A 20,665-nucleotide genomic window follows, 5' to 3' on the forward strand; every position below is an offset into this window, starting at 1 on the left:
CCATTCGGGTGCATTGTTTGTCTGGAGTTTTAGTTTAACTTGTACTGAGGAAAACCTAATGTCCAAAATCGTTAAAATCATCGGTCGTGAAATCATCGACTCCCGTGGTAACCCGACTGTTGAAGCCGAAGTACACCTGGAAGGTGGTTTCGTTGGTATGGCAGCAGCTCCGTCAGGTGCTTCTACTGGTTCCCGCGAAGCACTGGAACTGCGCGATGGCGACAAATCCCGTTTCATGGGTAAAGGCGTACTGAAAGCTGTTGCAGCTGTTAACGGCCCAATTGCTCAGGCTCTGCTGGGTAAAGATGCTAAAGATCAGGCTGGCATCGACAAGATCATGATCGATCTGGACGGTACTGAAAACAAATCCAACTTCGGTGCAAACGCCATCCTGGCTGTGTCCCTGGCGAACGCCAAAGCAGCAGCTGCTGCTAAAGGCCTGCCGCTGTATGCGCACATCGCTGAACTGAACGGTACTCCGGGCAAATACTCCATGCCGGTTCCGATGATGAACATCATCAACGGTGGTGAGCACGCTGACAACAACGTCGACATCCAGGAGTTCATGATTCAGCCGGTTGGCGCTAAGACTCTGAAAGAAGCCGTACGTATGGGTTCTGAAGTGTTCCACAACCTGGCTAAAGTTCTGAAAGCTAAAGGTATGAACACTGCAGTTGGTGACGAAGGCGGCTACGCGCCGAACCTGGGCTCCAACGCTGAAGCTCTGGCTGTAATCGCTGAAGCGGTTAAAGCAGCTGGCTACGAGCTGGGCAAAGACATCACTCTGGCGATGGACTGTGCAGCTTCTGAATTCTACAAAGACGGTAAATACGTTCTGGCTGGCGAAGGCAACAAAGCGTTCACCTCCGAAGAATTCACCCACTTCCTGGAAGAACTGACCAAACAGTACCCGATCGTGTCCATCGAAGATGGTCTGGACGAGTCTGACTGGGACGGTTTCGCATACCAGACTAAAGTTCTGGGCGACAAAATCCAGCTGGTTGGTGACGATCTGTTCGTAACCAACACCAAAATCCTGAAAGAAGGCATCGAAAAAGGCATCGTTAACTCCATCCTGATCAAATTCAACCAGATCGGTTCTCTGACCGAAACTCTGGCTGCGATCAAAATGGCGAAAGACGCTGGCTACACCGCTGTCATCTCTCACCGTTCTGGCGAAACTGAAGACGCTACCATCGCTGACCTGGCTGTTGGTACCGCTGCAGGCCAGATCAAAACCGGTTCTATGAGCCGTTCTGACCGCGTAGCTAAGTACAACCAGCTGATTCGTATCGAAGAAGCGCTGGGCGAACAAGCTCCGTACAACGGTCGTAAAGAGATCAAAGGTCAGGCGTAATCCTGTTCTTTAACTCTTAACGTAAAAACCCGCTGCGGCGGGTTTTTTTATGCCTTTAAAGTAGTAGTGGTAAGGTCGCACTCGCCGTTTGCTGGCTCACATCGCTGTACTTTTCATCCAGTCCAATCAGCGACGTGGTGAGCAGTTCCACTAACAGCATGACACCCACCTTGGCGTTTAGCGCGCCGGCGCTCAACGGACCTTCTGGTTTGGCTGCGACCAGTTGAATATCACTCAGCGATGCCAGTGGACTACGCGGTGTATTACTTAGCGCCAGTACGCGTACGCCTTGCTTACGCGCCAGCTTTACGACATGCAGCAGATCGCGCGTGGATCCCGAACTGGATATCGCCACTACCAGCGTATCTTTGCTTAGCGTTGTAGCGTTCATAGCAGCACGGTGCATGTCGCTGAACAATTGCGCGGGTTTGCCGAGGCGCAGGAGTTTGTAATGTAAATATTCCCCCAGAATAGCGCTGGCCGCTACGCCATAAATTTGTACCGACTGAGCCTGATGCAGCGCCAGAGCGGCTGCTTCCAGTAATGTTCTGTCGAGTAATTTTGCCGTGTCCTGCAGCGCTTGCACGGATTCATTGACCACATTGTCAATCTCATCACCGCTGTGCTTTACCGGCTCTCCTTGCCGGAGATCGAGTGCCAGCGCCATCTTAAATTCGTTATAGCCCTTACACCCCAGCGTACGGCACAGACGCGTGACGCTCGCCTCGCTGGTGTCGCTTTCACGCGCCAGTTCGGTAATCGTCAGATAGACCACTCTTGCCGGATCGCTAAGCACAAACTCTCCCAGCTTTTGTTGAGTTCGACTATATCCATCAACGCCCTGGCGCAATCTCAGCAGCAGGTTTTCATTTTCTGACATGCAAAATCCTTAATGCGTTTCTCTGCCGATAGTGTGGCGGAAAGCAGGGGAGAGATGCCAGTCATTTTAAAAAAGTATGATCGGCGTCCTGGTTTTTGATGGTAATTTTCATTTTTAAAATTAATTATGGTAAAAATTTTCATCAATGATCGGGGAGATGAAAAAATGATGCAAATATTTAGCGGCGCTTCGTCAGGCGCATGGTTTGAAAAAGCGCAGCGGTTCGGCAAATCGTTCATGCTGCCGATTGCGGTATTGCCCGCAGCGGGGTTGTTGTTGGGGATTGGTGGGGCTTTGTCGAATCCCAATACGCTGACGGCCTACCCATTCTTGAATGTCGACTGGCTGCAGGCAATCTTCACGATCATGACCAGCGCGGGTTCTATCGTGTTTGCCAACCTGTCGGTGCTTTTTGCGGTTGGTGTTGCCGTGGGACTGGCGAAAACGGATAAAGGCACGGCGGGCCTTGCGGCATTGCTGGCTTTTCTGGTGATGAATGCCACCATCAATGCTTTGTTAACGCTCAACGGAACGCTGGCGCATGAGAATCCAGGTGCTGTGGGCCAGGGAATGACGCTGGGCATTCAGACGCTGGAAACGGGCGTGTTTGGTGGGGTCGTGATTGGTCTGGTCACCTGCGCGCTGCATAGCCGTTTCAATAAAGTCTCACTCCCTCAGTTTCTTGGCTTTTTCAGTGGTTCGCGTTTTGTACCGATTATCAGCTCGCTTGCCGCGATTGTGGTGGGGGCGATCATGACGGTGGTGTGGCCGCATTTCCAGAAGCTCATTTTTGGACTGGGCGGTCTGGTGGATGCGACGGGCTATCTGGGGACGCTACTGTACGGTTTCATTCTGCGTATGCTTGGCCCACTGGGTTTACACCATATCTTTTATTTGCCGTTCTGGACAACGGCGCTGGGCGGGAGCGAAATCGTCAACGGTCAACTGGTCGAAGGCACCCAGCGTATTTTCTTTGCCCAACTTGCCGATCCGAATACGCAGCAGTTTTATGCCGGTACCTCGCGCTTTATGTCCGGGCGCTTTATCACCATGATGTTTGGCCTGCTTGGCGCATGCCTGGCGATGTACCACACGGCAAAACCGGAGAACAGAAAGCTTGTCGCCGGACTGTTGCTATCAGCGGCCCTGACCTCTTTCCTGACCGGCATCACTGAGCCTATTGAGTTCTCCTTCCTGTTTGTGGCTCCGGTGTTATATGTCATTCACGCCTTCTTCGATGGTCTGGCGTTTATGATGGCGCATATTTTACATATCACTATTGGGCAAACCTTTTCGGGGGGACTGATCGATTTCCTCCTCTTCGGCGTGCTACAGGGGGAAGCGAAAACCAACTGGATGTACGTCCCCCTGGTTGGGGTGCCGTGGTTCTTTCTTTACTACTTCACCTTCCGTTATTTGATTAACCGCTTTAACTGGCTGACGCCGGGGCGTGAGAGCGCTGCCCAGGTGGAGTCCGGTCTGCCTCAGAGCGAACGCGCAGCGGCAGTCATCGCCGGGCTGGGAGGCAAAGAGAATCTGGAAGAGGTGGACTGTTGCGCCACACGCTTACGCGTGACGGTGAAAGAGAGCAGCAAGGTTGATGAAGCTGCGCTGAAAGCGACCGGAGCGCGCGGCGTAATTATTCGCGGCAACGGTGTTCAGGTGATTTATGGCCCGCATGTCACCATCATTAAAAATGAAGTCGAAGAGATCTTATCGTGATGAAAACTGTACTGGATTCCCTGAAAGGTAAATTAATTGTCTCCTGCCAGGCGCTGGAAAATGAACCCCTGCACAGCCCGTTTATTATGTCGCGTATGGCGCTGGCGGCAGCGCAGGGCGGTGCGGCAGGTATCCGTGCGAACAGCGTGGTAGATATTCGCGCGATCAAAGAGAGTGTCTCCCTGCCGGTAATAGGGATTATCAAGCGCGATTATCCGGGCTGCGATGTATTTATCACGGCCACCCTGCAGGAAGTGGATGAGCTGATGACCGTTGAGCCGGAAATTATTGCTCTGGATGCGACAGCGCGACCGCGCCCCGGTGGGCAAACGCTGGAAGAGCTGGTCACGCAAATCCGCGCCCGCTACCCGTCCGTACTGCTGATGGCGGATATCGCCACCGTCGATGAGGCGATAACAGCCGAGCGGCTGGGTTTTGACTGCGTGGGCACCACGCTCTATGGCTATACCGCCGACACTGCCGGGCATGTGCTGGCGGAAAACGACTGCGGTTTTTTACGTGAGGTGTTGGCGGCGGTCACCATACCGGTTGTGGCGGAAGGTAACGTCGATACCCCGGAACGCGCCGCACGTTGCCTGGCATTAGGCGCGCATACTGTGGTGGTTGGAGGCGCTATCACGCGTCCGCAGCAGATAACGGCACGCTTTGTCGCGGCGATCGCCTCGTAAAGCATCGATGGGGCATGATACTTTGGCGGGGATCTGCGATAATTAGCGTTTATCCCCATATTGAGAACGCTATGCAGTACCCGATTAACGAGATGTTCCAGACCCTGCAAGGTGAGGGTTACTTTACCGGCGTCCCCGCCATTTTTATTCGTTTACAGGGATGCCCGGTTGGCTGTGCCTGGTGCGATACCAAACACACCTGGGATAAGCTTGAGGATCGGGAAGTCTCCCTGTACAGCATCCTGGCTAAAACGAAAGAGAGCGATAAGTGGGGCGCGGCGAGCAGCGAAGATTTGCTGGCTGTTATTCAGCGTCAGAGCTATACCGCCCGTCACGTGGTGATCACCGGCGGTGAGCCCTGCATTCATGACCTGATGCCGCTGACTGACCTGCTGGAAAAGAACGGCTTTAGCTGCCAGATTGAAACCAGCGGTACCCACGAAGTACGCTGTACGCCGAATACCTGGGTGACCGTATCGCCGAAGGTGAATATGCGCGGTGGTTATGATGTGCTGTCACAGGCGCTGGAGCGCGCGAATGAAATCAAACATCCGGTCGGCCGCGTTCGCGATATTGAAGCGCTGGATGAACTGCTGGCAACGTTGAGCGATGATAAGCCGCGAATCATTGCCTTACAGCCAATCAGCCAGAAAGAAGATGCGACGCGTCTGTGCATTGATACCTGTATCGCGCGTAACTGGCGTCTGTCGATGCAGACCCATAAATACCTGAATATTGCCTGATAAATTTTGCCGGGTGGGCTTCGCATCGCCATCCGGCAAAGTCACAATCACTCGCCGCGATACACGCAACCCGCTGTGCAGGTCTCTTTTACCATCACTGCGCTCAGCAGAGGGACAACCGGTTTTACCTGATCCCAAATCCATTTTGCCAGCACTTCGCTGGTTGGGTTTTCTAAGCCTGGAATATCGTTCAGATAGTAGTGATCAAGTCTGTCATAAGTCGGCTTAAATGCCGCCTTTAACTCTGCGAAATCCATGATCCAACCGGTATGCGGATCGACTTCACCGGTAATTTCAAGACGCACCATAAATGAGTGACCATGCAGGCGACCACACTTATGCCCTTCCGGTACATGCGGCAGGCGGTGAGCGGCTTCGAAGGTGAAATCTTTAAACAAGGTGGTGGACATTTTTTACTCTCAAGAATGCGAAAAACCGCCGTAGGGTACCGTAAAGAGCAAATTTTATCATTAGTTAAAAGGGCGCAGAGTATCAGAACAATCCATTCATAAAGATAATGTTCAATAACTATTTATATATCAAATGCTTATTAAATCGATTTTGCTGTTAATAACTATAACTAAAACAGGTTAGTTCATTTGGTTATTTGTTATTTCTATCCCTTCTTTAGTTGTTACTATGCCCGCCGTTAACCTAATACTCGTCATACTTCGAGCTGCATGTGTGTTGGCTTCACTCTCTTATCCCAGTCACTTACTTCAGTAAGCTCCTGGGATTCGTTCACTTGCCGCCTTCATGCAACTCGAATTATTTAGAGTATTTTCATTTCTTTTTTTGGTGCCATTTGGGCACGAAAAACAGCTTTGCTTACTGGAACATGACAACGCATGACGACACAGGCCCCACCTTCCGCTCTGCTACCGCTAAACCCGGAGCAACTGGCTCGCCTTCAGGCGGCCACGACCGATTTCACTCCCGCGCAGCTTGCGTGGGTTTCTGGTTATTTTTGGGGCGTGCTGAATCAGCAGCCGGGGGCGAATGCAGCGGCTCCTGCGCCTGTTGCCGAAATGCCGGGGATTACGCTTATCTCCGCCTCGCAAACCGGCAATGCGCGTCGTGTGGCGGAAGCCCTGCGCGATGATCTGATTGCCGCGAAGCTCAATGTCACTCTGATCAATGCCGGCGACTACAAATTCAAACAAATCGCCAATGAAAAATTGCTGGTTGTGGTGGCATCGACTCAGGGAGAGGGAGAACCAGCAGAAGAAGCTGTGGCGTTACATAAATTCCTGTTCTCGAAAAAAGCGCCGAAACTCGATAACACCGCTTTCGCCGTGTTTGCTCTCGGCGATACCTCTTACGAATTTTTCTGTCAGGCCGGTAAAGATTTCGACAGCAAGCTGGCTGAGCTGGGCGGTGAACGTCTGCTCGATCGCGTAGATGCCGACGTCGAATATCAGGCCGCTGCCGCGCAGTGGCGTGCCCGGTTGGTTGATGTACTGAAAGCGCGTGCGCCTGCAGCACCGTCTGTACAAGTTGCAGCGAGCGGTGCGGTAAATGAAGTACATACCAGCCCATACACCAAAGAAGCGCCGCTGACGGCGTCCTTGTCGGTGAACCAGAAAATTACCGGTCGTAACTCGGAAAAAGACGTCCGTCATATCGAAATCGATCTCGGTGATTCCGGCCTGCGTTATCAGCCGGGCGACGCGCTGGGCGTGTGGTATCAGAACGATCCGGCTCTGGTGAAAGAGCTGGTTGAACTGCTGTGGCTGAAAGGGGATGAGCCGGTTACAGTGGAAGGAAAAATCCTGCCGCTGGCCGAAGCGCTGGAGTGGCATTTTGAGCTGACGGTCAACACCGCGAATATCGTGGAAAACTACGCCACGCTGACGCGCAGTGAATCGCTGCTGCCGCTGGTGGGCGATAAAGCCCAGCTTCAGCAGTATGCGGCTACCACGCCAATCGTCGATATGGTGCGTTTCTCCCCGGCACAGCTTGATGCCGAAGCATTAATCGGCCTGCTGCGTCCACTGACGCCGCGCCTGTACTCTATCGCCTCTTCACAGGCGGAAGTTGAAAGCGAAGTGCACGTGACCGTCGGCGTCGTGCGTTACGACATCGAAGGTCGTGCCCGCGCCGGTGGTGCTTCCAGCTTCCTCGCCGACCGCGTGGAAGAAGAGGGCGAAGTGCGCGTGTTCATTGAGCACAACGACAACTTCCGCCTGCCGGCGAACCCGCAGACCCCGGTGATTATGATTGGTCCGGGCACCGGTATCGCGCCGTTCCGCGCCTTTATGCAGCAGCGCGCCGCCGACGGTGCGGAAGGTAAGAACTGGCTGTTCTTCGGCAACCCGCACTTCACCGAAGATTTCCTCTATCAGGTCGAATGGCAGCGCTACGTGAAAGAAGGCGTGCTGAACCGTATCGATCTGGCCTGGTCCCGCGATCAAAAAGAAAAAATCTACGTACAAGACAAACTGCGCGAACAGGGCGCGGAGCTGTGGCGCTGGATTAATGACGGTGCCCACATTTATGTCTGCGGCGACGCCAGGCGCATGGCCGCAGATGTCGAAAAAGCATTGCTGGAAGTGATTGCTGAGTTCGGTGCAATGGACATCGAAGCGGCGGATGAATTTTTAAGTGAGCTGCGCGTTGAGCGCCGTTATCAGCGAGATGTCTACTAATGAGCGAAAAATACCCAGGGCCTTTAGTGGTCGAAGGCAAACTGACTGACGCCGAGCGCATGAAGCGTGAAAGTAATTTCCTGCGCGGCACCATCGCGGAAGACCTGAATGACGGTCTGACCGGCGGTTTTCACGGCGATAATTTCCTGCTGATTCGTTTCCACGGCATGTACCAGCAGGATGACCGCGACATTCGCGCCGAGCGCGCCGAGCAGAAGCTGGAGCCGCGCCATGCGATGTTGCTGCGCTGTCGTCTGCCGGGCGGGGTGATCACCACCACCCAGTGGAAGGCCATCGATAAATTCGCCGCTGACAACACGATTTACGGCAGCATCCGTCTGACCAACCGTCAGACCTTCCAGTTCCACGGCATTCTGAAGAAGAACGTCAAGCCGGTGCATCAGATGTTGCACTCCGTCGGGCTGGACGCGCTGGCGACCGCCAACGACATGAACCGTAACGTGCTGTGCACCTCCAACCCGTATGAGTCCGAGCTGCACGCCGAGGCCTACGAGTGGGCGAAAAAGATCTCTGAACATCTGCTGCCGCGCACCCGCGCCTATGCGGAGATCTGGCTCGATCAGGAGAAGGTCGCCACCACCGACGAAGAACCGATCCTCGGCGCGACTTATCTGCCGCGTAAATTTAAAACCACGGTGGTGATCCCGCCGCAGAATGATATCGATCTGCACGCCAACGACATGAACTTCGTGGCGATTGCCGAAAACGGCAAGCTGGTGGGCTTTAACCTGTTGGTCGGCGGTGGTCTGTCTATTGAGCACGGTAATAAGAAAACCTACGCGCGTACGGCAAGCGAGTTCGGCTTCCTGCCGCTGGAGCATACCCTGGCCGTGGCCGAAGCGGTGGTGACGACCCAGCGTGACTGGGGTAACCGTACCGACCGTAAAAACGCGAAAACCAAATATACCCTGGAGCGCGTCGGTATCGACACCTTTAAGGAAGAGGTTGAGCGCCGCGCGGGGATCAAGTTTGAGCCGATCCGCCCGTATGAATTTACCGGTCGTGGCGATCGCATCGGTTGGGTGAAAGGGATCGACAACAACTGGCACCTGACGCTGTTTATCGAAAACGGTCGTATCCTGGATTATCCTGGACGTCCGCTGAAAACCGGTTTACTGGAGATCGCGAAGATCCACAAAGGCGATTTCCGCATCACCGCTAACCAGAACCTGATTATTGCCAGCGTGCCGGAAAGCCAGAAAGCGAAGATCGAGAAGCTGGCACGCGACCACGGGTTGATGAATGCGGTGAAACCGCAGCGTGAAAACTCGATGGCCTGCGTGTCGTTCCCGACCTGTCCGCTGGCGATGGCGGAGGCCGAGCGTTTCCTGCCGTCGTTTACGGACAAAGTGGAAGCGATTCTGGAAAAACACGGCATTCCTGACGAGCATATCGTGATGCGCGTGACCGGCTGCCCGAACGGCTGTGGCCGCGCGATGCTGGCGGAGCTGGGTCTGGTGGGCAAAGCCCCGGGGCGTTACAACGTGCATCTGGGCGGCAACCGCATGGGAACACGTATTCCGCGTATGTATCGCGAAAATATTACGGAAGCGGAAATTCTCGATTCCATTGACGAACTGGTTGGGCGCTGGGCGAAAGAGCGCGAAGCGGGTGAAGGCTTCGGCGATTTTACGGTGCGTGCGGGCATCATTCGCCCGGTGCTCGATCCAGCACGTGATTTCTGGGAATAAGTTCCCTTTGCCTGGTGACACGACGGTTTTGTAGGCCTGATAAGCGTAGCGCTATCAGGCATAAGATGAGGTAATCATGTCCGTACTTGATCTACACGCATTGAACGACCTGCCGAAAGTTGAACGCGTTATGGCGCTGGCGGAAACTAACAGCCAACTGGAAAAGCTGGACGCCGAAGGCCGCGTGGCGTGGGCACTGGAGAATTTGCCGGGAGAATATGTGCTTTCTTCCAGCTTTGGTATTCAGGCCGCAGTAAGCCTGCATCTGGTGAATCAGATCCGCCCGGATATCCCGGTAATTCTGACCGATACCGGCTATCTGTTCCCGGAAACCTACCAGTTTATTGACGAGTTAACGGACAAACTCAGGCTGAATCTGCAAGTCTATCGGGCGAAGGAGAGTGCTGCCTGGCAGGAAGCACGCTATGGCAAACTGTGGGAGCAGGGCGTTGAGGGCATTGAGAAATACAATGACATCAACAAAGTCGAGCCGATGAACCGGGCGCTAAAAGAGCTGAAAGCACAGACCTGGTTTGCGGGCCTGCGCCGCGAGCAGTCAGGCAGCCGGGCGCATTTGCCGGTACTGGCAATTCAGCGCGGCGTGTTTAAAGTGCTGCCGATCATCGACTGGGATAACCGTACCGTTTACCAGTATCTGCAAAAGCACGGGCTGAAATATCACCCGCTGTGGGACCAGGGCTATCTGTCGGTGGGCGATACGCATACCACCCGCAAATGGGAGCCGGGCATGGCGGAAGAAGAGACGCGCTTCTTCGGCTTGAAGCGCGAGTGCGGGCTGCACGAAGGGTAATATGAGCCTCGGTAAGCGTTATGCATTACCGGGGCTCTTTTTTTTCAGGATTATCCTGCCTTCGCCAGCTCTTTTACCAGCGGCAGCATGATGCGTACCACGTCGCGGCTGCGGTGCTCTATCCGGCCCGGTAACGCTTTATCGATATGCTGTTGGTTATCCAGACGCACATCGTGCCAGCTGTTGCCATCCGGGAATGAAGGACTTTTGGCGCGTTGTTGATAGCCATCTTTCTTGCCCAGGTTCCAGTTGGTCGCTTCAACGGAAAGGACGGCAATTCCCGCGTTATCGAACACCTCTGCGTCGTTACAGCAGCCGGTACCTTTCGGATAGTCTTTGTTCAGTCCGGGGTTGGTGCTGGCGACAATACCGCGGCTTCGCGCGATGACCAGCGCCCGGTCGCGCGTCAGTTTTCGTACGGCTTCCGGGTTTCTTTTCCCACTGTTGAAATAGAGCTTATCGCCAACGATCAGGTTATCGAGGTTGATAACCAGCAGCGTATTTTTCTTCTCGGCGGCGCTCATTCGCTTAAGGATGTTCTCTGCGCCGAGTTTGCCTTCCTCTTCACCGCTGGTGGCGATAAAGCGAATACCGTACTGCGTCGGCACATTTTTGAGTCGTTCAGCCAGCTCCAGCATCACGCCCACCCCTGCGGCGTTGTCGTCGATACCCTGTAGGGTTAATCCACCCAGATTGGCATCGGAATCGGCGTCGCTTTGCGCGGCGTAGGTGTCGAGGTGCGCCATGATAATAATCTGCTGTGGCGCTTTGCCTTCATGGGCTGCAATGACGGTACTGCCCGTTACGTTATGCCAGTTTTTACGATTATCTTTGGCGGTATAAATATAGCGGCTGTTAAACGTCCGAATATCACTGCTATAGCCCATCTGCTGAAATTGCTGACGTATATAATCAGCAGATAACATTTCTGCCGGAGAACCCGTCACACGGCCTGGGAAGAATGTGGCGATGTAGCGTGCCTGGGTATTTGCGAAATCTCCGGGCTTCGAAGATGTTGCCTGTGCGGGAAGGATAAAGCACGCGCCGAGCGCCAGGGCGGTAGTCAGGTGGCGCAATGCGGAAAACATAGTGAGTCCTTAAATACCAAGCAGAAATTTTTAGCCGCTAGTATGAAACCGTGATCGCGGTAAAACAATTTCATTTGCTCCTAAATGCCCGAAATCCGGTGGCTTAAGCACTTTTTGATATTTGCTTTTCCAGATCGTTATTCCTTTGAGGAACTACTCATTCCAATTCGTAATTTCATTCGCCTCCTTGCCCTCCCTATAGTCAGGTTATCTGAGCATCGTTAGCAAAATAACGGCATTACATAGGAACGGTTATGGATCAAAAACGACTTACCCACCTGCGGCAACTGGAAGCGGAAAGCATCCATATCATTCGTGAGGTGGCCGCCGAGTTTTCTAATCCGGTGATGATGTATTCCATCGGCAAAGATTCCAGCGTAATGCTGCATCTGGCGCGCAAAGCGTTTTATCCTGGCACGCTGCCGTTCCCCTTGCTGCACGTTGATACCGGTTGGAAATTTAGCGAGATGTATGAATTTCGTGACCGTACGGCGAAAGCCTACGGCTGCGAACTGCTGGTGCATAAAAACCCGGAAGGGGTGGCGATGGGCATCAACCCCTTTGTCCACGGCAGCGCTAAGCATACCGATATTATGAAAACCGAAGGGCTGAAGCAGGCGCTGAACAAATACGGTTTTGACGCCGCGTTCGGCGGCGCACGCCGTGATGAGGAGAAATCGCGCGCCAAAGAGCGCATTTACTCCTTCCGCGATCGCTTCCATCGCTGGGACCCGAAAAATCAGCGTCCGGAACTGTGGCACAACTACAACGGACAAATTAACAAAGGCGAAAGCATTCGCGTATTCCCGCTCTCTAACTGGACCGAACAGGATATCTGGCAGTACATCTGGTTGGAAAATATCGACATCGTACCTTTGTACCTGGCGGCTGAGCGTCCGGTGCTGGAGCGCGATGGTATGTTGATGATGATTGATGACGACAGAATCGATCTGCAACCCGGCGAAGTGATTAAAAAGCGCATGGTGCGTTTCCGCACGCTTGGCTGCTGGCCGCTGACCGGCGCGGTGGAGTCTAACGCGCAGACGCTGCCGGAAATTATTGAAGAGATGCTGGTCTCAACCACCAGTGAACGTCAGGGCCGCGTGATTGACCGCGACCAGGCGGGCTCCATGGAGCTGAAGAAACGTCAGGGGTATTTCTAAGGAGCCGTCATGAATACGACACTTGCACAACAAATTGCTAATGAAGGCGGCGTTGAAGCCTGGATGGTTGCTCAGCAACACAAAAGCCTGCTGCGTTTTTTAACCTGCGGTAGCGTGGATGACGGGAAAAGTACCCTGATTGGTCGCTTGCTGCACGATACCCGGCAGATCTATGAAGATCAGCTCTCATCGCTGCATAACGACAGTAAACGCCACGGCACCCAAGGCGAAAAACTCGATCTGGCGCTATTGGTTGACGGCTTGCAGGCCGAGCGCGAGCAGGGCATCACCATCGACGTGGCTTATCGTTATTTCTCCACCGAGAAGCGAAAATTTATTATTGCGGATACCCCCGGTCACGAACAGTACACCCGCAACATGGCGACCGGTGCGTCGACCTGCGACCTGGCGATCCTGTTGATCGATGCGCGTAAAGGCGTGCTCGATCAGACCCGTCGTCACAGCTTTATCTCCACGCTGCTTGGGATCAAGCACCTGGTGGTAGCGATCAACAAAATGGATCTGGTGAGCTTTAGCGAAGAGACATTTAACCGCATCCGCGAAGACTATCTCACGTTTGCTGAACAACTGCCGGGCAACCTGGATATCCGTTTTGTGCCGCTCTCCGCGCTGGAAGGCGATAACGTGGCTTCGCCAAGCGTCAGCATGCCATGGTACAGCGGCCCGACGCTGCTCGAAGTGCTGGAAACCGTTGAGATCCAGCGCATTGTCGATACCCAGCCGATGCGTTTCCCGGTGCAGTATGTGAACCGACCAAATCTGGATTTTCGTGGTTATGCCGGAACGCTGGCCTCCGGTCGCGTGCAGGTAGGGCAACGCGTCAAGGTGTTACCGTCCGGCGTTGAGTCGAGCGTGGCTCGGATCGTTACCTTTGATGGTGATTTACAGCAAGCGCATGCCGGTGAAGCGATCACCCTTGTGCTGAAAGATGAGATTGATATCAGCCGGGGCGACCTGCTGCTGGATGCAGGTGAAGCGTTGCCAGCGGTACAAAGCGCTGCCGTTGATGTGGTGTGGATGGCGGAACAGCCGCTGTCGCCGGGGCAGAGCTACGACATCAAAGTTGCCGGCAAGAAGACCCGCGCGCGCGTGGATACCGTGCAGTACCAGGTCGATATTAACAACCTGACCCAGCGTGAGGTCGACGCGTTACCGCTGAACGGCATTGGTCTGGTTAATCTGACGTTTGATGAACCGCTGGTGTTGGATACCTATCAGCAGAACCCGGTTACGGGTGGGTTGATTATCATTGACCGCCTGACTAACGTCACCGTCGGCGCGGGGCTGGTGCGTGAGCCTATCATCCAGGAGCAAGCCGCCGCTTCTCAGTTCAGCGCGTTTGAACTGGAGCTGAATGCGCTGGTGCGTCGCCACTTCCCACACTGGGGTGCGCGCGATCTGCTGGGAGGCAAATAATGGCGCTGCATGACGAAAACGTCGTCTGGCATGCCCATCCTGTTACACCGCAACAGCGGGAGCAACGCCACGGTCACCGTGGTGTTGTGCTGTGGTTTACCGGACTGTCTGGCTCCGGTAAATCTACCGTAGCGGGAGCGCTGGAAGAAGCGTTGCACAAGCTGGGCGTCAGCACTTATCTGCTGGATGGCGATAACGTGCGTCACGGCCTGTGCAGCGATCTGGGGTTTAGCGATGCCGATCGTAAGGAGAATATCCGTCGGGTTGGCGAGGTGGCTAACCTGATGGTGGATGCCGGTCTGGTAGTTCTGACCGCCTTTATCTCTCCGCATCGCGCCGAGCGAAAAATGGTCCGCGAGCGCGTTGGCGCAGGGCGTTTTATTGAGGTTTTTGTCGATACGCCATTAGCAACGTGCGAAGCGCGCGACCCAAAAGGGCTGTATAAAAAAGCCAGGTCGGGGGAGTTGCGCAATTTCACCGGAATTGATTCGGTATACGAAGCGCCTGAATCGCCAGAGATTCATCTGGATGGTGAACAATTGGTAACAAATTTGGTTCCCCAATTATTAGACCTGCTGAGGCAGGGAGATATTATCAGATCCTGAGACACCCGAGCTTACATGCCCGGTCAGTCACGGTCACAGGATTAGATATGCGTAACAGCCATAACATTACTATTACAGAGTCAGAGACCTTCGCTACCGACGACGAAACCACCTGGTCCCTACCAGGGGCCGTGGTCGGTTTTGTAGCGTGGCTGCTGGCGCTGGGGTTCCCATGTCTGATGTATGGCCCTAACACACTGTTTTTCTTCCTTTATACCTGGCCTTTCTTCCTCGCGTTGCTGCCCGTGGCGATTGTGGCGGGTATTGCCCTGCACTCGCTATTAAAAGGAAAGCTGCTGCTGAGCATTACCAGCACCCTACTGGTGGTGGGTGGAATGTTTAGCGCGCTATTCTTTTGGCTTTTGGGCTAGGCTAAGTGCGTTTTAAACGATCGCCGATGTCGTTCACTGTCTGGTCATAATTCAAACCGTAACCAACAATGAGATTATGTTCTCCTTACACGGGGTATACGTAACAACGGGCAAATGTGGTACATTTGCCCGCGTTGTCGCGGCATTCCCGTCCGTTGATGTAAAGTCGTCAACGGAAGTTATGGGATGTTAATGCCGTTTTTCAGGGGGCAGGATGGGTAAACTTACGCTGCTGTTGCTGGCTTTATTAGTCTGGCTACAGTATTCGCTGTGGTTCGGTAAGAACGGCATACATGACTATAGTCGCGTCAACGATGATGTTGCTGCGCAGCAGGCTACAAACGCGAAACTTAAAGCGCGTAACGATCAGCTCTTTGCCGAAATTGACGATCTCAATGGCGGACAAGAGGCTATTGAGGAGCGCGCGCGCAACGAACTCAGCATGACTAAGCCGGGCGAAACTTTTTATCGTCTGGTGCCTGACGCGTCTAAACGCGCCCAGACTGCAGGGCAAAACAATCGATAAATCGTCCAGGGATCTAACATGGCAGCCACTTTATTGGACGTTTGCGCCGTGGTGCCGGCTGCCGGATTTGGCCGCCGAATGCAAACAGAGTGTCCTAAGCAGTACCTCTCAATTGGCAATAAAACCATTCTTGAACACTCGGTTGATGCGCTACTGGCCCATCCCCGGGTGACGCGAGTCGTCATCGCTATCAGCCCAGGCGACAGCCGCTTTGCCCAACTTCCACTTGCCGCGCATCCGCAAATTACCGTAGTGGATGGCGGCAACGAACGTGCCGATTCTGTCCTTGCCGGTTTGCAAGCCGCAGGAGATGCGCGTTGGGTGCTGGTGCATGACGCCGCGCGTCCGTGTCTGCATCAGGATGACTTAGCACGTTTGCTGGAAATCAGTGAAACCAGCCGCACTGGCGGGATCCTGGCGGCACCCGTACGCGATACGATGAAACGCGCTGAACCGGGCCGCACAGACATTGCCCATACGGTCGATCGTACCGATTTATGGCATGCGTTAACGCCGCAGTTTTTCCCTCGCGAGCTGTTGCACGACTGCCTGACCCGTGCGCTCAACGAAGGCGCAACCATTACGGACGAAGCTTCGGCGCTGGAATATTGCGGCTTTCATCCGCAACTGGTCGAAGGACGCGCTGACAACATCAAAGTCACCCGCCCGGAAGACCTGGCGCTGGCGGAGTTTTATCTCTCCCGAACAATCCATTTGGAGAATGCATAATGCGAATCGGACACGGTTTTGACGTACACGCTTTTGGCGGCGTTGGCCCAATTATCATTGGCGGCGTGCGCATCCCGTATGAAAAAGGACTGCTGGCGCATTCTGATGGTGATGTGGCGTTACATGCGCTAACCGATGCCTTGCTGGGCGCGGCGGCGCTGGGTGACATCGGTAAACTCTTCCCGGATACCGACCCGGCCTTTAAAGGTGCAGATAGCCGCGAATTATTGCGTGAAGCCTGGCGGCGTATTCAGGCGAAAGGCTATACGCTTGGTAATGTGGATGTGACGATTATTGCTCAGGCGCCGAAGATGCTGCCGCACATTCCGCAAATGCGCGTATTTATTGCCGAAGATCTTGGCTGCCATATGGATGATGTTAACGTGAAAGCGACCACCACGGAAAAACTCGGTTTCACCGGGCGTGGGGAAGGGATTGCCTGTGAAGCGGTGGCGTTACTCATTAAGGCAACGAAATGACTGCGTTTGAGAATCTGACATATCTTCATGGTAAACCACTGGGCCATGGCGTCCTGAAAGCCAATCCGGAAGACTTTGTCGTCGTCGAAGATCTAGGCTTCGAACCGGATGGCGAAGGCGAGCACATTTTGGTGCGCATCCTGAAAAACGGCTGCAATACCCGTTTTGTCGCTGACGCGCTGGCGAAGTTCCTGAAAATTCACGCCCGTGAAGTGAGCTTTGCTGGGCAAAAAGATAAGCATGCGGTCACGGAACAGTGGCTGTGCGCGCGCGTGCCGGGCAATGTAATGCCTGATTTAAGCAAATTTGAGCTCGAAGGCTGTAAAGTGCTGGAGTACGCGCGCCACAAGCGTAAGCTGCGTTTAGGGGCGCTGAAAGGCAACGAATTTACGCTGGTGCTGCGTGAAGTGAGCGAGCGAAATGATGTTGAAGCGCGATTACAGGCGATTAGCGAGCGCGGCGTACCGAACTATTTTGGCGCTCAGCGTTTTGGGATCGGCGGCAGCAACCTGCAAGGGGCGCTGCGCTGGGCGCAAAGCGATGCGCCGGTGCGCGATCGCAATAAACGCAGTTTTTGGTTGTCGGCGGCCCGTAGCGCGTTGTTTAATCAGATCGTCAGTGAACGCTTGAAAAAAACAGACTTTAATCAAGTTGTTGACGGCGATGCGCTACAATTGTCGGGACGCGGAAGCTGGTTTGTCGCCACGCAGGAAGAACAGACTGAATTACAGCGTCGCGTCGATGACAAAGAATTGATGATTACAGCGGCATTACCGGGTAGCGGTGAGTGGGGAACTCAGCGCGACGCGCTGGTGTTTGAAGAAAGCGCTGTTGCGGATGAAACCGTGCTGCAGTCTCTGCTATTGCGCGAGAAAGTCGAGGCATCGCGACGCGCTATGTTGCTGTATCCACAACAATTAAGCTGGAACTGGTGGGATGACGTAACCGTTGAGTTACGCTTCTGGCTACCGGCAGGTAGCTTCGCCACCAGTGTAGTAAGGGAACTTATTAACACAATGGGTGATTATGCGTATATTGCTGAGTAACGATGATGGGGTCCATGCACCCGGTATACAAACGCTGGCGAAAGCCCTGCGTGAGTTTGCTGACGTACAGGTGGTTGCCCCGGATCGTAACCGCAGTGGCGCGTCTAACTCGCTGACGCTGGAATCTTCACTTCGCACGTTTACCTATGATAACGGCGATATCGCCGTACAAATGGGTACGCCCACCGACTGCGTCTATCTGGGCGTGAACGCGTTAATGCGTCCGCGTCCGGACATTGTCGTTTCTGGTATTAACGCAGGTCCTAATCTCGGGGATGATGTCATCTATTCCGGTACCGTTGCGGCGGCAATGGAAGGTCGTCACCTTGGGTTCCCTGCGCTGGCTGTCTCGCTTGATGGCCATAAGCATTACGATACTGCTGCGGCAGTAACCTGTCGTATCTTACGGGCGCTGAGTCGTGAACCGCTGCGCACCGGGCGTATTTTAAATATCAACGTTCCGGATCTACCGCTGGATCAGATTAAAGGCATCCGCGTCACCCGCTGCGGCAGCCGCCATCCGGCGGATCAGGTTATTCCACAGCAGGATCCGCGCGGAAATACGTTGTACTGGATTGGGCCACCGGGGGAAAAATGCGACGCCGGGCCGGATACCGATTTTGCCGCCGTCGATGAAGGCTATGTTTCCATCACGCCGCTGCATGTCGATTTAACCGCCTACGGCGCGCATGAGGTGGTTTCGAGCTGGTTGGACAGCGTGGGAGTCGACACGCAATGGTAAGCAGACGCGTACATACTCTTCTTGAACAATTACGTGCGCAGGGCATCCGAGATGAGCATGTCCTGGATGCACTCGCCGCCGTGCCGCGTGAGAAATTCATTGATGAGGCGTTTGAACATAAGGCCTGGGACAATATTGCCTTGCCGATTGGTCAGGGGCAGACGATTTCGCAGCCTTATATGGTTGCACGCATGACTGAGCTGCTTGAGCTAACGCCGCAATCGCGGGTGCTGGAAATTGGCACTGGCTCCGGCTACCAGACGGCGATTCTGGCGCATCTGGTGCAGCATGTATGCTCCGTTGAGCGTATTAAAGGCCTGCAATGGCAGGCGCGTCGTCGCCTGAAACAGCTGGATTTACACAATGTTTCTACCCGTCACGGTGATGGATGGCAGGGCTGGCAAGCGCGAGCCCCGTTTGACGCTATCATTGTAACGGCAGCTCCGCCGGAGATCCCAACTGCGCTGATGATGCAGCTGGATGAAGGCGGTATTCTCGTCTTACCCGTGGGCGATGAGCACCAGTTCCTGAAGCGGGTGCGTCGTCGGGGAGGCGAATTTATTATTGATACCGTGGAGGCCGTACGTTTTGTTCCCTTAGTAAAAGGGGAGCTTGCGTAGACACTGGCTCTGAATACCTGGAGTTTTCCTGGATATTCTGGAATTAGTCAGCGTATCGTGTCGATGCTTTTGCACGGTGATTACGTTACGGGTTTTAACCAAATTTTCCTGGGGGATAAATGAGCGCGGGAAGCCACAAATTTACCATTCGCCGTATTGCGGCATTGTCACTGGTTTCATTATGGCTGGCAGGTTGTTCAAACACCTCGAATCCACCAGCGCCGGTCAGCTCGGTTGACGGCGGTGCATCCTCGAACACCAGTTCCGGCATGCTGATTACGCCTCCGCCAAAAATGGGCTCGACGTCGACAGTACAACAGACGCCACAGATCCAACCGGTGCAGACTCCGACTACGCAACCAACGCAAATTCAACCTGTTGCAGAACAGCCTGTACAGATGGAAAACGGTCGTATCGTGTACAACCGTAAGTATGGGAATATTCCGAAAGGTAGCTACACGGGCGGCAGCACCTATACTGTCAAGAAAGGCGACACACTTTTCTATATTGCCTGGATTACCGGGAACGATTTCCGTGACCTCGCACAGCGCAATAACGTTCCGGCCCCGTATAGCCTGAATGTCGGCCAAACTCTGCAAGTGGGCAACGCCTCGGGTACACCGATTACCGGTGGGAATGCCATCACCCAGGCGGATGCAGCACAGCAAGGAGTTGTGACCAACCCTGCACAAAATTCCACCGTTGCTGTTGCTTCGAAACCAACAATTACGTATTCTGAGGATTCAGGTGAACAAAGTGCTAACAAAATGTTGCCGAACAACAAGCCTGCTGGGACAGTTGTCACAGCGCCAGTAACGGCTCCAGCAGTTAGCACAACCGAAACAACTGCAAGCTCAACGTCGACCAGCGCGCCAATCTCTACCTGGCGCTGGCCAACTGACGGCAAAGTGATCGAAAACTTTGCGGCTACCGAAGGTGGCAATAAAGGGATCGACATTGCAGGCAGCAAAGGACAGGCTATTGTCGCGACCGCAGATGGACGCGTCGTTTATGCCGGTAACGCGCTGCGTGGTTACGGTAATCTTATTATCATCAAACATAACGATGATTACCTGAGCGCCTACGCCCATAACGATACAATGCTGGTCCGGGAACAACAAGAAATCAAGGCGGGGCAGAAAATAGCTACCATGGGTAGTACCGGAACCAGTTCAACACGCTTGCATTTTGAAATTCGTTACAAGGGGAAATCCGTAAACCCGCTGCGTTACTTGCCGCAGCGATAATTCGGCGGAACCAGGCTTTCACTTGCTAGTTCCGTTAGGGATCACGGGTA

At 54.0% G+C, this 20,665-nt stretch carries 21 protein-coding genes; 18 read left to right on the forward strand and 3 right to left on the reverse strand.

The features are described from left to right. Window positions 1-58: 58 nt before the first annotated feature. Entirely contained in the window at window positions 59-1,357 is a 1,299-nt protein-coding gene (gene eno / locus M4I31_RS04795) for a phosphopyruvate hydratase (RefSeq protein WP_003034129.1), read from the forward strand. Window positions 1,358-1,412: 55 nt separating this feature from the next. Here the strand turns inward: eno and M4I31_RS04800 are convergent, their stop codons facing one another. Continuing rightward, window positions 1,413-2,237, reverse strand: a complete 825-nt coding sequence (locus M4I31_RS04800; protein ID WP_085048819.1) for a MurR/RpiR family transcriptional regulator — start codon at window positions 2,235-2,237, stop codon at window positions 1,413-1,415. A gap of 165 nt (window positions 2,238-2,402) precedes the next feature. Between M4I31_RS04800 and M4I31_RS04805 the strand changes: the two genes are divergently transcribed. From M4I31_RS04805 to queE, 3 genes are all read left to right on the forward strand, one after another. After that, window positions 2,403-3,959 (forward strand): maltose/glucose-specific PTS transporter subunit IIC, encoded by a 1,557-nt coding sequence (locus M4I31_RS04805; RefSeq protein ID WP_085048931.1) that lies wholly within the window; start codon window positions 2,403-2,405, stop codon window positions 3,957-3,959. Next, window positions 3,959-4,648, forward strand: a complete 690-nt coding sequence (locus M4I31_RS04810) for an N-acetylmannosamine-6-phosphate 2-epimerase (protein ID WP_085048820.1) — start codon at window positions 3,959-3,961, stop codon at window positions 4,646-4,648. Before M4I31_RS04805 ends, M4I31_RS04810 begins: the two co-directional genes overlap by 1 nt. Window positions 4,649-4,719: 71 nt before the next feature. Further along, entirely contained in the window at window positions 4,720-5,391 is a 672-nt protein-coding gene (gene queE / locus M4I31_RS04815) for a 7-carboxy-7-deazaguanine synthase QueE (RefSeq protein WP_038633185.1), read from the forward strand. 47 nt (window positions 5,392-5,438) lie between these two features. Here queE and queD read toward each other — a convergent pair whose 3' ends face one another. Then, window positions 5,439-5,801, reverse strand: a complete 363-nt coding sequence (gene queD, locus M4I31_RS04820) for a 6-carboxytetrahydropterin synthase QueD (RefSeq protein ID WP_006687049.1) — start codon at window positions 5,799-5,801, stop codon at window positions 5,439-5,441. A 438-nt stretch (window positions 5,802-6,239) separates the two neighbouring features. Here queD and cysJ point away from each other — a divergent pair, with 438 nt between their 5' ends. The 3 genes from cysJ to cysH all read left to right on the forward strand — a co-directional run bounded on the left by cysJ (window position 6,240) and on the right by cysH (window position 10,562). After that, window positions 6,240-8,039, forward strand: coding sequence for an NADPH-dependent assimilatory sulfite reductase flavoprotein subunit (gene cysJ / locus M4I31_RS04825; protein ID WP_085048821.1), 1,800 nt, complete (start codon window positions 6,240-6,242; stop codon window positions 8,037-8,039). After that, a complete protein-coding gene (cysI, locus tag M4I31_RS04830) occupies window positions 8,039-9,751 on the forward strand; it encodes an assimilatory sulfite reductase (NADPH) hemoprotein subunit (RefSeq protein ID WP_069324551.1) in 1,713 nt (570 codons plus the stop codon). The genes cysJ and cysI overlap by 1 nt, the downstream gene beginning before the upstream one ends. 76 nt (window positions 9,752-9,827) lie before the next feature. Beyond that, window positions 9,828-10,562 carry a phosphoadenosine phosphosulfate reductase gene (gene cysH / locus M4I31_RS04835; protein WP_085048822.1) on the forward strand — a complete coding sequence of 245 codons (735 nt, stop codon included), beginning with the start codon at window positions 9,828-9,830 and terminating at the stop codon, window positions 10,560-10,562. A gap of 50 nt (window positions 10,563-10,612) precedes the next feature. Here cysH and M4I31_RS04840 read toward each other — a convergent pair whose 3' ends face one another. After that, window positions 10,613-11,650, reverse strand: a complete 1,038-nt coding sequence (locus M4I31_RS04840; RefSeq protein WP_161668012.1) for an aminopeptidase — start codon at window positions 11,648-11,650, stop codon at window positions 10,613-10,615. Window positions 11,651-11,904: 254 nt separating this feature from the next. Here M4I31_RS04840 and cysD point away from each other — a divergent pair, with 254 nt between their 5' ends. The 11 genes from cysD (at window position 11,905) to nlpD (ending at window position 20,615) form a co-directional block, all read left to right on the forward strand. Further along, window positions 11,905-12,813, forward strand: a complete 909-nt coding sequence (gene cysD / locus M4I31_RS04845; protein WP_003034152.1) for a sulfate adenylyltransferase subunit CysD — start codon at window positions 11,905-11,907, stop codon at window positions 12,811-12,813. Between the two features lie 9 nt (window positions 12,814-12,822). Beyond that, the gene (cysN, locus tag M4I31_RS04850) at window positions 12,823-14,250 is read left to right on the forward strand and encodes a sulfate adenylyltransferase subunit CysN (RefSeq protein WP_069324553.1); all 1,428 of its coding nucleotides are present in this window, start codon (window positions 12,823-12,825) and stop codon (window positions 14,248-14,250) included. Then, complete coding sequence (gene cysC / locus M4I31_RS04855) at window positions 14,250-14,855, forward strand: adenylyl-sulfate kinase (RefSeq protein ID WP_069324554.1); 606 nt, start codon at window positions 14,250-14,252, stop codon at window positions 14,853-14,855. The genes cysN and cysC overlap by 1 nt, the downstream gene beginning before the upstream one ends. A gap of 47 nt (window positions 14,856-14,902) precedes the next feature. After that, a complete protein-coding gene (locus tag M4I31_RS04860; RefSeq protein ID WP_038633162.1) occupies window positions 14,903-15,226 on the forward strand; it encodes a DUF3561 family protein in 324 nt (107 codons plus the stop codon). A gap of 214 nt (window positions 15,227-15,440) precedes the next feature. Then, window positions 15,441-15,752: a cell division protein FtsB gene (gene ftsB / locus M4I31_RS04865; RefSeq protein ID WP_003034163.1), complete on the forward strand. Its 312-nt coding sequence runs from the start codon at window positions 15,441-15,443 to the stop codon at window positions 15,750-15,752. Window positions 15,753-15,770: 18 nt separating this feature from the next. Then, on the forward strand, window positions 15,771-16,481 hold the full coding sequence (gene ispD, locus M4I31_RS04870) for a 2-C-methyl-D-erythritol 4-phosphate cytidylyltransferase (protein WP_085048824.1): 711 nt from the start codon (window positions 15,771-15,773) through the stop codon (window positions 16,479-16,481). Then, window positions 16,481-16,960: a 2-C-methyl-D-erythritol 2,4-cyclodiphosphate synthase gene (gene ispF / locus M4I31_RS04875; RefSeq protein WP_003034167.1), complete on the forward strand. Its 480-nt coding sequence runs from the start codon at window positions 16,481-16,483 to the stop codon at window positions 16,958-16,960. The genes ispD and ispF overlap by 1 nt, the downstream gene beginning before the upstream one ends. Next, entirely contained in the window at window positions 16,957-18,006 is a 1,050-nt protein-coding gene (gene truD, locus M4I31_RS04880) for a tRNA pseudouridine(13) synthase TruD (protein WP_038633155.1), read from the forward strand. Before ispF ends, truD begins: the two co-directional genes overlap by 4 nt. After that, window positions 17,987-18,748, forward strand: coding sequence for a 5'/3'-nucleotidase SurE (gene surE / locus M4I31_RS04885; protein ID WP_038633152.1), 762 nt, complete (start codon window positions 17,987-17,989; stop codon window positions 18,746-18,748). The genes truD and surE overlap by 20 nt, the downstream gene beginning before the upstream one ends. Next, entirely contained in the window at window positions 18,742-19,368 is a 627-nt protein-coding gene (pcm, locus tag M4I31_RS04890; RefSeq protein ID WP_038633150.1) for a protein-L-isoaspartate O-methyltransferase, read from the forward strand. Before surE ends, pcm begins: the two co-directional genes overlap by 7 nt. Before the next feature lie 164 nt (window positions 19,369-19,532). Continuing rightward, window positions 19,533-20,615, forward strand: coding sequence for a murein hydrolase activator NlpD (gene nlpD / locus M4I31_RS04895; RefSeq protein WP_233623724.1), 1,083 nt, complete (start codon window positions 19,533-19,535; stop codon window positions 20,613-20,615). The last annotated feature ends 50 nt before the right edge of the window (window positions 20,616-20,665 follow it).

Origin of the sequence: Citrobacter sp. XT1-2-2, assembly GCF_023516235.1 — a bacterium.
GTDB lineage: Bacteria > Pseudomonadota > Gammaproteobacteria > Enterobacterales > Enterobacteriaceae > Citrobacter > Citrobacter werkmanii.